Here is a 13,739-nt window from a genome sequence, read left to right as displayed (position 1 = left end):
TTGTCCTTCATTTTAATTTTGATGCGTAATGTGGCCTAGCTTAATATATTTAATGCGTTTAGTCTACGAATTTAGGGAATTCTTAAAGCAAAATTATTTTGGGGTCTATGGCATTGAATCAATTCATTTTTAAGAAGCAATTTAAGTATTCTTGTCTTCAAAAGAATCTATTTGGACATCTATAATGGAAGAAATAGACGAGCAAGGTGGTTCATAATGAGTAATGAATATCAAATTATCTACATTAGTGAGAAGACTAGTGAATTTGAGGCAGATCGCGACTTGAATAAAATTACTTCTGCATCCTTTCGAAATAATAATGCCCGTGATGTCACCGGTGTTCTCATGTACAACGGCGGTTTCTTCTTTCAAGTGATTGAAGGAAAAAAAGAAGACGTTATCTATACCTATAATAAGATTATTCTCGATCCTAGACATCAAAATGTTAATCTCTTATCAGATCGTGAGATTGAGCACAGAAGTTTTGAGAATTGGCCAATGGCACTTATTAAATTAAGTGATGTTGATCTGGATGTCATTGACCATGTGGTTGCTTGGAATGACCTAATTAATGATTCTCGTAAACATGAGCCCATCTCTGAAGATAAGATTGATCGATTAATCGAGGCTTTGAGATATAAAATTGATATGGATACTATTTCCTCAAAAGCTGCATAACTTTCCTGTCACTTGCTAGCATGTTAAAATTTGAACATGTCAAAACAAGTAAAGGTTGCCATCGTTGGAGGAGGCCCGGCCGGCCTCTTCTGCGCATATGAGCTGTTAAAAAATAATATTGAAGTTCACCTCTATGAAAAAACAGGTGGAGTTGGAAAGAAGTTCTTAGTTGCTGGAAATAGCGGCTTAAATCTTACCCACGGTGAAGAGTTATCAAGCTTTGTTAAGCGATATGGTATTAATGAAGCGCGATTTAAAAAGTATATTGAAGACTTTACTCCGATGGATCTTGTTAATTGGGCAAAAGAGCTTGGTACAGAAACGTTTATTGGTTCAAGCGGACGTATTTTTCCAAAGAAAATGAAGGCCGCTGATATTCTCTATCAATGGATGAAGGCACTAAAAGATCTTCCTAATTTTCATCTCCATTTAAAACACGAATTAGAATATATTCTTGATGATGGCGATCTTGTCTTTCGTCATGAGCATGCCCAAAAAATAGTTAGAGCTGATTATTATATTTTCGCTCTTGGAGGCGGAAGTTGGAAAAAGACAGGTAGTGATGGTAAGTGGATCGATTATATCGAAAAACTTGGAGTTGAAACTCGTAAGCTAAAGGCCATGAATTGTGGCTTTGAAGTTGAATGGTCATCGCACTTTTTAGAAAAAGTTGACCGAGGCTTTGTAAAGAATGTCATTGTGACTAGTCGAGGAGAGTCTGCTCGAGGTGAGATTATGCTAACTCCATATGGCCTAGAAGGTGGCGCTATCTATGCTATCTCTAACTTTGTTCGTGATGAAATTGATGAAGTAGGTGAAGGAGTCATTAGTATTGACCTCAAGCCTGATCTCACTTTTAAAGAAGTCCTTGAGAAAGTTGCTAAGAGGGGAAAAGACTCTCTTACAAATCGATTAAGGAAAGGATTAGGTTTAGATAAAGTGGCACTTGCTCTTTTGTATGAAGTTCTTGATCGCAAGAAGGCACAAGTTGATAAGGAATATCTTGCACATGTTATTAAGGACTGTTTAATTACTGCTCGAAGAACTCGTCCAATGGATGAGGCCATCTCAACATCTGGTGGAGTTTGTTTTTCTTCATTAAACGAAGACCTAAGTATGAAAATTAATGATCGATATTACTTTATAGGTGAGATGTTAGACTTTGAAGCACCTACTGGAGGATATCTCTTACAAGGATGTTTTTCGACAGCTTTTCAAGTTGCGAAATCGATAAAAGGAAAACTCAATGTTTAGTTTACACCCAACTTTAAAGAAAGACTTAGTAGAGATTTGTGACTTAAAACTTTGTAAGCTCATGCTCCTTCCCGATACTGAAAACCCATGGGCCGTTTTAATTCCACGTCTTGAAGACATAAGAGAAGTGCATGAATTATCACGTCAGGATCAAATACAATTGATGGATGAAATTAACGAAGTTTCATTATTTTTTGATAAGAATTTTGGGCCTGAAAAGATAAATATTGGCGCTCTAGGGAATATGGTTGCGCAATTACATGTTCATATTATCGCTCGTTACTCTAGTGATAGAGCGTGGCCCGGAGCTATTTGGGGCACAAAGTCAAAAAAAGAATCTTTTAAAATCAAAGAGTTAGAAGTGAAACTTAAAGAGGCTTTTTCACGAAACTGACAATGGACAGCAAAATAAATTTTTTTTCCTTTTTTCGTAGGTATTTGGCTACTTGTAGGGTAAAATTATCTTAACAAAAACAATTTTTTTAAGAGGTTTATTAAAATGAGTACAGGTACAGTTAAGTTCTACAATTCAACAAAGGGTTTCGGTTTCATCACAAAAGATGATGGTGGAGATCTTTTCTTTCACATTTCATCAGTTCAAGGTGGAGAACCTAATGATGGTGACAAAGTAGAATACGAATTAGGTGAAGGTCCAAAAGGTCCATGCGCTATTAATGTTAAAGTAACTAATTAATATATATAATATTGCAAATTCACTTATTAAAAAAGCCTCGCTATTGCGAGGCTTTTCTTTATCTATTATCTTCTACTAATTTTATTCCATTATCATTTATTTCGATAAGCTTGTCTTTATAAAGCATACCAATCGATTTCTTAAATGTTTTCTTACTCATTCCTAGAAAGTTCTTAATATCTTCTGGTGAACTTTTGTCATGTAAGATACTTGAGCCGCCATTGCGTTTTAAAAAGTCTAAAATAACATCTTTTGAATCAACTAAGTTTTTAATTCCTTGTTCTTGCAAGGCCACATCCACAAGTCCGTCTTCACGGATCTTTTTTACGAATGCTTGATATGTGTTACCAACTAAAACTCGTTGGAATGTTTCATTCTTATAGATCATTCCAATAAATTTACGATTTACAATTACACGATGACCAAGCTCAGTTTGAGAAGCAATTTGAATATCAACTTGATCTCCTTCACTTATATCAAAGTCTGAGCCTTGAATATATTGACCAAGTTTTGTTGTACCAAAGATTCTTCCTGTACCGTCCTCTTTACAAACTCGCACAAGGTGAGACTCATATGGACGAACTTTTATTTTTTGTTCATTTCCAGGAACAAGCAGATCTTTACTAATACCAAAGTCAAAGAAAGCACCAAACTCTTGAACTTCAACAACTTTTAATAGAGCATACTCACCAACACATGCAAATGGCATCTCTGTTGTGGCCACTAGCTCTCCCTGAGTATCTGGATAGATGAAGACCTTTAAGTCACCACCTATCGTGATTTTTAAAGGTGCGAAGTCCTCTGGAAGAAAGACTTCCTGAGTTCCTTCTAGGTCAATTAGACGATAACCGTTATGAAGTTTTTTTAGGACCTTTAGAAGGTTTATTTTTCCTATATGAACCATTTGATTTTACCTTTGAGTGTTTCTTTGTTTTTGGAGCCGCTTTATTTGCTGTAGGCTTCTTTGCATTGGCCGCAGCTTTTTCGGCCCTTTCTTCTCTCGTTCCACGGTTTTTAATGATTAAACCATTTAGAAACTTTCTTAGTACTTGATCGCCACATTCCTTATAATTAGGGTGATCATCTTTTCGAAATAGAGCTGAAAGTTCAGTTTTAGTCATTTCAAATTCGACAAGTTTTAAGATTTCGATGATTTCAAAATCTTTTAGAGAAAGAGCAATTCGCAGCTTTTTTAAAATATCATTATTCGTCATTTCAGTGCCTACTTTCTAACGTTATCAAATAATTCTTGTAGGCCACGACGACGGCGACGTTTCTTAGCGATAATAATTTTTTCTTCGCTTATTTCTTTAGCTACTTTTTTCTTATCTTCCACTTCACGCTGCTTTTTTACTTCGTGATTATCAATTGCAAATGAGACCTTAACAGTTCTACCATCAAGTTGAGTGGCATTTAGACTATCTATGGCCTTTTGTGCCTGGTCTTTCTTTTGCATTTTTACAAAAGCAATACCTTTACTTTTTTCAGTTCCTGGAATTTTAAGAAGATTCACATCACTTACTTTACCGTAGCGAGAAAAAATTCCCTTAAGGTTTTGTGCAGAAGTCTTGTAATTGAGATTTCCAATATAAATAGTTTCCATTTGGACCTTGTGGTTAAAATCAATAATAATGGCCCAACCTAACACTTATCACTGAAAAAAGGGAGAAAACCTTTGAAAATAGGTAATTCTTTTAGGTATCTAGAAAGAATCCCAGATAAATCGGGCCACTTCTCCTAGTTGATGGCCTTTTTTGTGTCCAAGACAGAATTTTACAAGTGATTTCTTCTCTAGGGACTTAAGATGAATCAAGCTACCTTTCTTAAGCTCATCTTTAATCATCGTTGAGGGCAGACGTCCCCAGCCAAAACCATTAAGAATTATCTCTTTCTTTGAAGGAGTATCGGTTACTCGCCACTTTAGAGCTTCATCCATTACACCAAGTTTTATTGTTTCATCCGGAATGGTACTTCTTTGGATGATTTGTGGATATTGCACAAGACTAGCGAAACTCTGTTCTTTCTTAGGTAAATCAAGAAAAGGATGATCTTTTGCAATAACTAGGTACATATCAACTTCACCAACAGGCTTGAACTCAAAATTTTTCGTACGAGAAAGATCTTCAAATATTGCTAAATCAACTCGACCTTCCATGAGCATTTTCTCTCCACTTAGTATTTCTTTTTCAAGAATAATTTCTGTGGAAGGGTAAAGCGACATGGCCTTTTTGATAATTGGATAAAGCTTTTCTTGTTCGTAGATTCCTGATACTGAAATGGAAACACGAGTCTCTACATTAGATGAAATTTGCTTGGTTTTTTCAATAAGATGATCATATTGAGCTGTTAGCTTGGCCGCTTCATTGAGAAAGTCTCTACCCTTATTAGTAATTTGAGGCCGGTAGCTCGTTCGATCCACAAGAGGGAATCCTACTTGCTCTTCGAGATTGTTAATTGAGTAAATTACCGCAGACTTCGCCTTTGCTAGTGCTGTTGCGGCCTTAGTGAAACTTCCGGCCTCATCAAGGGCCTGAAGGCATTTAATCTGTTCTATCGTTATCCAAATCATGGACTAATTATAGCACAACTTGTCGCCAATAATGATCTTTATTTTCCACTATGTTTTGCTATTATATTTTTAAGAAATTTCATAATTCAATAATCAAATGGAGGAAAATATTATGAAGAAGTTATTAGTTTTTGCTTTTGCTGCGCTAACGGTTTTTACAACAAATGCAGCGACAATCGACACTGCTAAGTCAACGATCTACTGGCAGGGAACAAAAGTAACAGGTCGCCACTTTGGTACAGTTAAAATTAAATCTGGAGATGTTAAAGTTGAAAAAGGTCAGCTTGTATCAGGAACAGTTGTCGTTGATATGAATTCTTTTACAGCAACAGATCTTGAAGGTGAGTGGCTAGATAAATTAAATGGTCACCTTAAAAATGAAGACTTCTTCAATGTAAAGAAATACCCAACTGCTACATTAAAAATTAAAGAAGTAAAAGGTTTTACAGTAAAAGCGGATATGACAATTATGGGTAAAACAAAGGAAGTAACTTTCCTTGCTGCTAATAATGGAAAGAAATTTGTTGGAACACTTGAGTTTGATAGAACAGATTTTGGAATTAAGTACGGATCTAAAAGCTTCTTCAAAAGTTTAGGTGATAAGGCAATTGATAATAAAGTTAGCCTAGCATTTAATGTTGTTCTTAAGTAGTTAGGTTAAGACTCTCTCAAATAGTTTTAGGTACGTCGATACTTTTGGTCATTCCAAAAGTATCGACGTACCTATTAAGTTGCTTCTCTTTTATCTAAGTATCTTTGAGTGACGACAGCACCAATGATATCTCCTTCCACATTCACGGCCGTTCTAAATGTGTCTAGAGGCCTTTCAATCACAAGGAGGATACCAATTGCTTCAAGAGGAATCCCGGCCGCTAATAATACCATTTGCATGCCCGACATTGAACCTGATGGCATTCCTGGAGCTCCAACAGATGAGAGCATTGCCATAAAGAATATTGAGAACATGGCAACACCAGATAATTCAATCCCGTAGAGATTTGCCAAAAAGATGGCCGCAATACCTTCAAATAATGCTGTACCATCCATATTCATTGTAGCACCGAGAGGAAAAACAAAACCACTGACTCCTTTTGTAACTCCTAACTCTTCTTCACAAGTTTGCATTGTAACAGGAAGAGTTGCTGAACTTGATGCTGTTGACAGGGCAAGAAGAAGGGGGCGGGCCGTCTTTTTAAATAGATCAATTGGATTAAGCTTTCCAAAGAACCAAGCTATTGATGGTAAAACCAAAAGGCCGTGAACCATGGTGGCCCCAAAGACTAGTAGGGCAAATGAAAGCAGTTCACTAAAGATATCTCCAGAAACCTTCACCTTAAAATCAAAGACGATGGCAAAGATTCCAATTGGACTGAGGTTTATAATCCAATGAAGTACCTTATTTATGACAATATTGAGGTCCTTTACGATTTGATATAGTGGATTTGAAGTATGATGAACAATTAATAATGACATCCCAAGTAGAAGTGCCGCAGTTACAATTCCTAAAATATTATTATTTGCAAGAGCGTGAAATGGGTTAACAAGAGCTGTCTCAAATACTTTCTTAATAACTACAGGAATCGAGTTTGAGCCTTCTTCAATAAACTGAGCAGGCTTTTGTTGAGTAATTGTATCCTTGGTCTTTATGGTAACACCTGAATTCTTCCATGGATGAATAAAGAAAACAGCAGTAAGGCCAATCATAATTGCGATAATCGTCGTTGAGACATAGTAAGTGATAGTTACTAGTCCCATTGATTTAAGCTTTGTGATCTCACCAATATTGATAATCCCTCCAATAAGAGAGAAGAAAATCATTGGTGCAATCATCATCTTAAGAGCACTAATAAATACTGACTTAATCATAACGATTATTTGATAGAAGTTTGGTGGCGTCTTCATTGTTGCCCAAGATGGGTCACCAAAAATTGACCCAAATATATACCCTAGAATCCCAGCGATAAGGACCCAGAAGCTAAGATTTTTAACGACTTTTTTCATTTATTTTCCTTCTTTAAAGCACTAGCTTATATTTTAATACTTAACCGTAATTAAAAAAAGAGATATAATTTTTTCTATGAAAGAAAGATGCCCGTGGCTTAAATTATCTAACGATCAATATGTGAAGTACCATGACCGTGAATGGGGAAGACCTGTGCATGATGATCAAGTATTATTTGAATTCCTCATTTTAGAGGGTGCCCAGGCCGGGCTTAGCTGGGAAACAGTTCTCAAGAAGCGTGATAATTATCGTAAGGCCTTTCACCAATTTGATATAAAGAAGGTCTCAAAGATTACTCCTGCTAAAGTTGAAAAACTTATGAATAATCCAGGAATTATTAGAAATCGCCTTAAAATCGAGTCAACTATTTCAAACGCAAAGGCTTTTATAAAGATTCAAAAAGAGTTTGGTAGCTTTGATAAGTATATCTGGTCTTTTACAGAGGGAAAAACTATATATAACTCATTTAAAAATCTAAAAGAATATCCCTCTAAAACACAATTAAGTGATCAAATATCAAAAGATTTGAAAAGAAGAGGTTTTCGTTTTGTCGGAAGTACTATTGTTTATGCATTTCTTCAGGCATGTGGCATCGTTCAAGATCATAGTACTAATTGTTATTTACATGGAAAGAAGTTAAGGCGATTAAAAGATTAGTAGAGATTTCCCTTTATATATCCTTGTCCCATTAAATCGTTAATCCCAATTATATTGACCATTGCTTTTTGCACGACTGGTGCTAGCTTTGATGACTTTAGTCCATGAACAAGAAGCTTGGCCTTTTCTTTTACCGAGATATTTGAACGTAATTTATCAAATAGCTTATATACTCTTTGTGCTAATTTTAAGTTTTCAAGTTGTTTAAGTTTCTTCTTTTGATTAGCTGAAAGATGATTTCTCTTACGGACAGAATGTTCGTACACATAATTATCTCTTCTAAAGTCGTTGCGATCTTCTTCACTTATCCATATTAGAGAATCTGTATATTCAAATGCTAATGCAATGGACTCCCAAAGGGTGAAGTCATCGACTTCTATAAGCTCCTCAATTGCCTTTGTTGAAAAGATAAGTGATGAATAAATTTGGACTTTTCCATAGTCTTGGTTTTTATCGAAATCAATTCTCATCCCATTATCAAGGTAGCGCTCATATAAAAAGTCTGCCTCTTGGTTTAACTCTCTTCCTGAACTGTCATCATCAGAATAAGAGTAATTGATAGTTAGGCTAAAAGACTTTGTCGCATTATCATTTGTAGGTACAACGGCCTTTAAGTTATAGTTTCTTTTCTCCTTGCCTGAGAATCCTTTATGATCACTGACCTTTGAATAAATAATTTCTTCGTACTTTAGGTTTTCACCATCTTTAAACCTAGTTTCATATTTTCCGTTTTCACTTATATAGCGGGCACCTGTCTTCCATAGAACAAAGTTTAAACCCCAGTTAAATTCAGAATTATTTCTTTGGCCTTCTTTTTTCATAAAAAGTTCGACACTATCATTTCCACTTTCTTCTAGATCTTGAATCTCTGAAAAGTCTTGATCAAGAAAACTCAGGTAAGCTTTAAGTCCTTCTGGTGTACTCAAATCAAGGCGGTAGATTAGTTGATTTATTTCTTGTTTGCTCTTTTTTAGATTAAAGACAATAGGTGAGTAGCCCTGTGATTCATTAATGCCGATTGAAATTGGAAGATCAATAATCTCATCGACAATTAAACTTAAGCCTAGTCCTGCACCTTTAGACATATCATCGAGGTGCTTTATTGTTATTATTGCAATGTCATTTTGTTCTTTCTCAATTGTTACATCTAATGATTTTGAAATTTTCAATTTTGCTTTTGGTGCAAAAGTCGTAACTTCTGGAATCACAACATTTAGAAAATCAAGCCAAAGAAGGTTTACTCTTGAAGCAAAACCAGATGTTAGGACAGTATTTACTTGTTGACCCACTCTCAACGAATTGAATCTCTCACGTGAAGTCGGTAAGTCTATTACTTCCATATGCTTTAGCTCAATAGCTTCTTCATAACTATCTACAGCTGTTGCCTTAGAGAAATGTCTTTCTTCAGTTGGAGTACCTTGAATGAATGGTAAAGAAGATCTAATTAAAAAGTTTGTTCCTAAATAGGCCATTTGCTTAAGAATTGGTACACCCACAGAGATAGAATCAACAACAATGTATTTTCCATCTAAAGATGGCATAATTTGACGTTGAACTTTTGGCCCAAACCAGCCTTTTTGATAAATTGTTCCAAAATATTGGAGTTTAAGCTGAGTATCAACCCAGTCAGAGTTCTCTTGTAATTCTTTTAGGTCACGCCAACGCTTATTTATAGTTTTATTAATATCTAATAAAACATCCTGATTATCAGAAACACTATAATCAATGGCATAAGTACTTGAACTTACGCCAATTGATAGTATTAAAGTGAATATGATAACCAGTGCAGTTTTCAAGTATTACTCAGACTCTTTATTATTAAAAACTAGTTGATAATAATCGATAGGCCAAGCTCTAAGGTCTTTTTGCCCATCTACCTTATAAGTTACAGCAGCACCGTTTAGATCTCCAGTTACTGGCGTAAAACTTACTGGGCCGTCTTCTTTTTTATCAAATAAACGATACATAATTTTACCTGATACCCATCCAATTAGGGCGCCTAGAGTAACGTCAGAGAACCAGTGAGCATTCTTGTAGACTCTTGCAAAACTCGTTAAAGCAGCAAGAGAATAGGCTGCAATCGGTACAATTTTTGTGTCTTTAAACTCTGTTGCAAATACAGTCATAACTGACCATGCTCCAGCAGAGTGACCAGAAGAGAAAGAAGTGTTATTTCGTCCAAAGTTTACACCATCAAAGTGATATGGACCTTTTCCTTCACGAGGTCTTGCACGTGAGCTCAAAGACTTAAGTAATTGAGTTGCTAATTGTCCAATTAGAACGGCTCCGACACTTCTAACGGCAGCTCTTTTAAATTGATCATTCTTAAAAACAAGTCCGATTGCCATTGAAGCACCAACTACAGGAAGCAGTCCTGCTTTTTCTCCAAAGAGGTTAGTAAAATCAGTAATTGTTGTCATTGTATCGTTCTTATTATCTTGTACAAAATCCATTAAAGGCTTATCAAAGGCCATCATTACACCAACAACACCAAGTGTTTTTAGCATCATTGATTTTTCAGAATCAGAGAATTCAATAGGCATAAAGATTGAACGATCATTACCTTTTTTACTTTTGATTAATTCTTTTAAGTCATCATTGCTAAGCATTGATTGTTGAAGTTCACTAGCTTCTTGTATTTTAATATTTAAATCCAAAAGACTCGTTGTTTGAGGGACTTCTCCTATTTTTTTAAGCTCCTTACTTACTTTTCTTAGCTCTGATCTTTTTACATCTTCACTTGTTTCAATTAATGATGCTAAATTTGACATTCTCTCTTTTGCATCTTTTAGATTTTGATTGTCTGCAAATAGCTCAAATAGTTCTAATAGAGCTTGAGATTTTGTGCGTCCGTCATTTGCTTCAACTATCTGATTCATTAGAATTGCAGCTTGATATTCGTAAATATCTTTATCTTCAGACTTTCTATTAAGCCAAACTTCATTTTTAAAGTCGGCCAACCCTTTTTTTAGAGCTACCGTTTTTGAATTAGCTAGATTTTCTTCAACTTCTCTTGAAAATCTTGAATTTGGATAATTGTTTAAGAAGTCTTGGTTAACAAGAATTGACTCATTAACGATATTATTAGCACTACCATCTGCTTTTACAAAATTACCAATTGGCATATTTTTAATGTCTTTAGGTAGGTTCTGATTATAGAGGTTTGCCATTTGAAAATGCATTAGCTCTGACTGTGGATGATCCTTTATTAGTTTTTTTAGAGATAATGAGAAGTTTACATAATCATTAAGGAAGTTCCCTTCATAAAGCTCATTTAGTAATTTGATATCTAGCCCTTGCTCAAGAGCTTTAGATTGATCCTTAACCATTGCTAATTGAAAGCTTCGAGCCGCTTTACAATGCTTATCTGAATTAGCATAGCGCTCAGCCTTATCAAGTGACTCTTCAAATGAAACATCTTTAATATCAAAGTCTTTCTTTAATCTGTCACATACTTTTAAGTTTTGTGCCTGGACACTAACTCCACTAATAATGGTAAGGGCCATTATTAGCTGAGGTAATTGACTCTTCTTCATTACAATCTCCTATAAGTTGTAAGCTGGATCATAATCTCCAATTATAAAATAAAAAGGTTTTGTTATATCATTTTGTCTGCTTATGAGTGGGATAGTGACACCTGCTTCAAATGTTTCTTGTACAAGGCCTGCGTTCATGTGAGCGCGTAGCCCAAGACCACCAACTACTCTAAAGTCATCAAATGCGAAGTCACTACTACCTGGAGCAAATGCATCTAAAAAGAGTACACCGCTAAAGATATCCTTATATATTGGAAGACTATATGTAATGTTCGCTGAGATCATTGAGTTAGATCCGAGTTGGCCATCCTTATTTATTGATCCATACTCAAACCCACGAATAGTTCCATTTCCTCCACCTTGTAGTCTTTCATAAAAAGGAGTACTTTGAGATGCATATCCTAGGGTTACTCTTCCTGAAATTTGATGTTTACCACCTTCATCATTTTCATAAATATCTCTTGTTACTTGAGCATTAACGACACCTTTAAAGAATAATTCTTGATTATGAAATGAAGGTAGAAGATGTACAGATATTACACCATTAGTTTTTTCTTCTTTATCTTGAATTCGATATGCGAAAGAACCAATGAGGCCACTTACAACATCTTTTGTGTCAGATAAGTCGATATTATCTGAGTACTGTTGTGATAAGCTATCAATGGAAACAAACTCGAGGCGAGTTCCTAGCCCTAGACTTATGTTCTTATTTATTTGTTTTTCAAACATTATTCTAAGAGCTGTTTTCTTTTCTTTATAATGGTAACTTCTCTCAAAATCATGATTGCCACTGATATTAAGATCAATTTCAGATCCAAAAATATTCTCATTATTATAAACAAGCCCAACACGGTTTATTTCTTTTGAGATCATTGTTGATAGGGCAAGTGATGTTCCTGTACCAAAGAGATTATTGTCACTTAAAGAAACTCCAAAACCTGCTCCACCATAGGCTGAACCAAGTGAGAATTGGATTGTTTGAGTGCTATTTTCTTGAAGCTGAATGACTACTTTCCCAGCACTTGTTGTCATTGGGAAGAAGTCAATTTTTACATCTTTAAAGAAACCAGTTTTATAAAGGTTCAATATAGACTCATTAATCTTACTTGTATTTGCCATTTCTCCGATGTTAAAACTTAACTTTTTATAAATAACTTCTGGTACTGTTTTTGTATTACCAATTATTTCAATTTTAATAATCTTTTGCGGTTTACCTTCGTTGATAACTAGTGTTGCGCTCTCACTCTTATCGTCATAATTCATCGTTATTTGTGTGAAAATGTAACCATTATTTCCGTATAGTTCTCGCACTCTTTGAATGGCCTCTCTTTGCTTCTTTATTGAAAAGGCCGTGGGTAACTTTGTGTTTAAAACATTAAGAATTTCTTGAGTTTCTAAAAAAGAGTTACCTTCAATTGATAATTTGTTTAATTTTAATTGCTTGTTTTCATTAATTTTAAAGCTGATATCTGCTTCATCTTTTTTTACTTTATAATCTGCTTCTACTTCAATGTTGATGAAACCACTTTCCATATAATGACGTTTAATGATTTCGATATCATTCAAGTATTCTTCTTCAATAAAGAGATTCTTTGAGAAGAAAGAAGACTCTTTAGATTTGATAATTTTATTTAATTCTTTATCAGTGAAATAATTATTACCAGAAATTTTAATGTCATCAACTTTAACTTCAGCTGTATTTAGGAGAACTTTAAAGTCGATGATAATTTCGGACTCACTATTTAGCTCTAGTTTCTTTTTAACTTTAACAAGAGGATATCCTTTTTTCTTATAGAAGTTTTCAATAGAGGAGATATCAAGCATCATATCCTTGGACTTAAAGATTCCTCCTCGTCTTAATTTAAGTTCCTTTCTTAAGTCATTATCAATGTCATTCTTATCTTTTTCTATACTTTCAATACTTATTAAAATTCTTTTGATAATTCTTTTCTTTTGCATTTCAAATTTGATTGAAATGCTACTTGAATCTATTGGCAGTACTTCAAGTTCAACATTTTCATATGTTTCATCATTATTCTTTTTTAAATTTTCAAGATCATTTGTTACTTTGACGATATCAAGAGTTTCACCTGTCTTACTTTCAAGCTCTTCAATTCCGAACAAGAGATTATTTCCAATATCTTCACCCAAATCATTTTCGATTGTAATGTCATTGATTACTAAGTCCATTTCCATGGAATCTTGAGCATAGACCTGTGCCATACTTAGGTACAAGTAGGTGAGGAGTATAGTGAATATACCTGTTTTCAAAGAGAGCTTTGTCATAAGACAAAACTAACATTATTTATTAACTGTTAAGTCTATTTTGAAAATTATGGCCATATGTAT

14 protein-coding genes are annotated in these 13,739 nt (G+C 34.7%); 6 read left to right on the top strand and 8 right to left on the bottom strand.

The features are described from left to right. The first annotated feature begins 216 nt into the window (after nt 1–216). From ACN5L8_RS04735 to ACN5L8_RS04720, 4 genes are all read left to right on the top strand, one after another. Entirely contained in the window at nt 217–678 is a 462-nt protein-coding gene (locus tag ACN5L8_RS04735) for a BLUF domain-containing protein (RefSeq protein ID WP_120404495.1), read from the top strand. A gap of 36 nt (nt 679–714) precedes the next feature. Beyond that, a complete protein-coding gene (locus tag ACN5L8_RS04730; RefSeq protein ID WP_419172435.1) occupies nt 715–1,932 on the top strand; it encodes an NAD(P)/FAD-dependent oxidoreductase in 1,218 nt (405 codons plus the stop codon). Then, nucleotides 1,925–2,326 carry an HIT domain-containing protein gene (locus tag ACN5L8_RS04725; protein ID WP_120404497.1) on the top strand — a complete coding sequence of 134 codons (402 nt, stop codon included), beginning with the start codon at nt 1,925–1,927 and terminating at the stop codon, nt 2,324–2,326. The genes ACN5L8_RS04730 and ACN5L8_RS04725 overlap by 8 nt, the downstream gene beginning before the upstream one ends. Nucleotides 2,327–2,431: 105 nt before the next feature. Then, a complete protein-coding gene (locus ACN5L8_RS04720) occupies nt 2,432–2,626 on the top strand; it encodes a cold-shock protein (RefSeq protein WP_115360793.1) in 195 nt (64 codons plus the stop codon). Between the two features lie 58 nt (nt 2,627–2,684). On the opposite strand, the gene ACN5L8_RS04715 is transcribed toward ACN5L8_RS04720, so the two are convergent. The 4 genes from ACN5L8_RS04715 to ACN5L8_RS04700 form a co-directional block, all read right to left on the bottom strand. Further along, the gene (locus ACN5L8_RS04715) at nt 2,685–3,530 is read right to left on the bottom strand and encodes a S1 RNA-binding domain-containing protein (RefSeq protein WP_419172434.1); all 846 of its coding nucleotides are present in this window, start codon (nt 3,528–3,530) and stop codon (nt 2,685–2,687) included. Next, entirely contained in the window at nt 3,478–3,840 is a 363-nt protein-coding gene (locus ACN5L8_RS04710; RefSeq protein ID WP_114706487.1) for a DUF1456 family protein, read from the bottom strand. The genes ACN5L8_RS04715 and ACN5L8_RS04710 overlap by 53 nt, the downstream gene beginning before the upstream one ends. 8 nt (nt 3,841–3,848) lie before the next feature. Continuing rightward, the gene (locus ACN5L8_RS04705; RefSeq protein WP_419172433.1) at nt 3,849–4,229 is read right to left on the bottom strand and encodes an RNA recognition motif domain-containing protein; all 381 of its coding nucleotides are present in this window, start codon (nt 4,227–4,229) and stop codon (nt 3,849–3,851) included. Nucleotides 4,230–4,328: 99 nt separating this feature from the next. Beyond that, nucleotides 4,329–5,195: a LysR family transcriptional regulator gene (locus tag ACN5L8_RS04700; RefSeq protein WP_419172432.1), complete on the bottom strand. Its 867-nt coding sequence runs from the start codon at nt 5,193–5,195 to the stop codon at nt 4,329–4,331. 112 nt (nt 5,196–5,307) lie between these two features. On the opposite strand from ACN5L8_RS04700, the gene ACN5L8_RS04695 reads away from it, so the two are divergent. Next, a complete protein-coding gene (locus tag ACN5L8_RS04695) occupies nt 5,308–5,847 on the top strand; it encodes a YceI family protein (protein ID WP_120404500.1) in 540 nt (179 codons plus the stop codon). A 74-nt stretch (nt 5,848–5,921) separates the two neighbouring features. On the opposite strand, the gene ACN5L8_RS04690 is transcribed toward ACN5L8_RS04695, so the two are convergent. Next, on the bottom strand, nt 5,922–7,196 hold the full coding sequence (locus ACN5L8_RS04690) for a dicarboxylate/amino acid:cation symporter (protein WP_114706483.1): 1,275 nt from the start codon (nt 7,194–7,196) through the stop codon (nt 5,922–5,924). Between the two features lie 76 nt (nt 7,197–7,272). Here ACN5L8_RS04690 and ACN5L8_RS04685 point away from each other — a divergent pair, with 76 nt between their 5' ends. Continuing rightward, entirely contained in the window at nt 7,273–7,854 is a 582-nt protein-coding gene (locus tag ACN5L8_RS04685; RefSeq protein ID WP_419172431.1) for a DNA-3-methyladenine glycosylase I, read from the top strand. Here ACN5L8_RS04685 and ACN5L8_RS04680 read toward each other — a convergent pair. Genes ACN5L8_RS04680 through ACN5L8_RS04670 form a run of 3 tightly spaced genes read right to left on the bottom strand, consistent with a single transcriptional unit; the run spans nt 7,851 to nt 13,676 of the window. Next, nucleotides 7,851–9,650, bottom strand: a complete 1,800-nt coding sequence (locus tag ACN5L8_RS04680) for a hypothetical protein (RefSeq protein WP_419172430.1) — start codon at nt 9,648–9,650, stop codon at nt 7,851–7,853. The two genes, ACN5L8_RS04685 and ACN5L8_RS04680, sit on opposite strands and share 4 nt — an antisense overlap. Nucleotides 9,651–9,653: 3 nt before the next feature. Beyond that, a complete protein-coding gene (locus ACN5L8_RS04675) occupies nt 9,654–11,390 on the bottom strand; it encodes a phosphatase PAP2 family protein (RefSeq protein WP_419172429.1) in 1,737 nt (578 codons plus the stop codon). Between the two features lie 9 nt (nt 11,391–11,399). After that, nucleotides 11,400–13,676: a BamA/OMP85 family outer membrane protein gene (locus ACN5L8_RS04670; RefSeq protein ID WP_419172428.1), complete on the bottom strand. Its 2,277-nt coding sequence runs from the start codon at nt 13,674–13,676 to the stop codon at nt 11,400–11,402. Nucleotides 13,677–13,739: the final 63 nt, after the last annotated feature.

The sequence above is a fragment of the Halobacteriovorax sp. genome, assembly GCF_048381875.1.
In the GTDB taxonomy this organism is placed as follows: Bacteria; Bdellovibrionota; Bacteriovoracia; order Bacteriovoracales; family Bacteriovoracaceae; genus Halobacteriovorax_A; species Halobacteriovorax_A vibrionivorans.
Note: the sequence above shows the minus strand (reverse complement) of the source record. Positions and strands in the feature narration are given on the sequence as shown.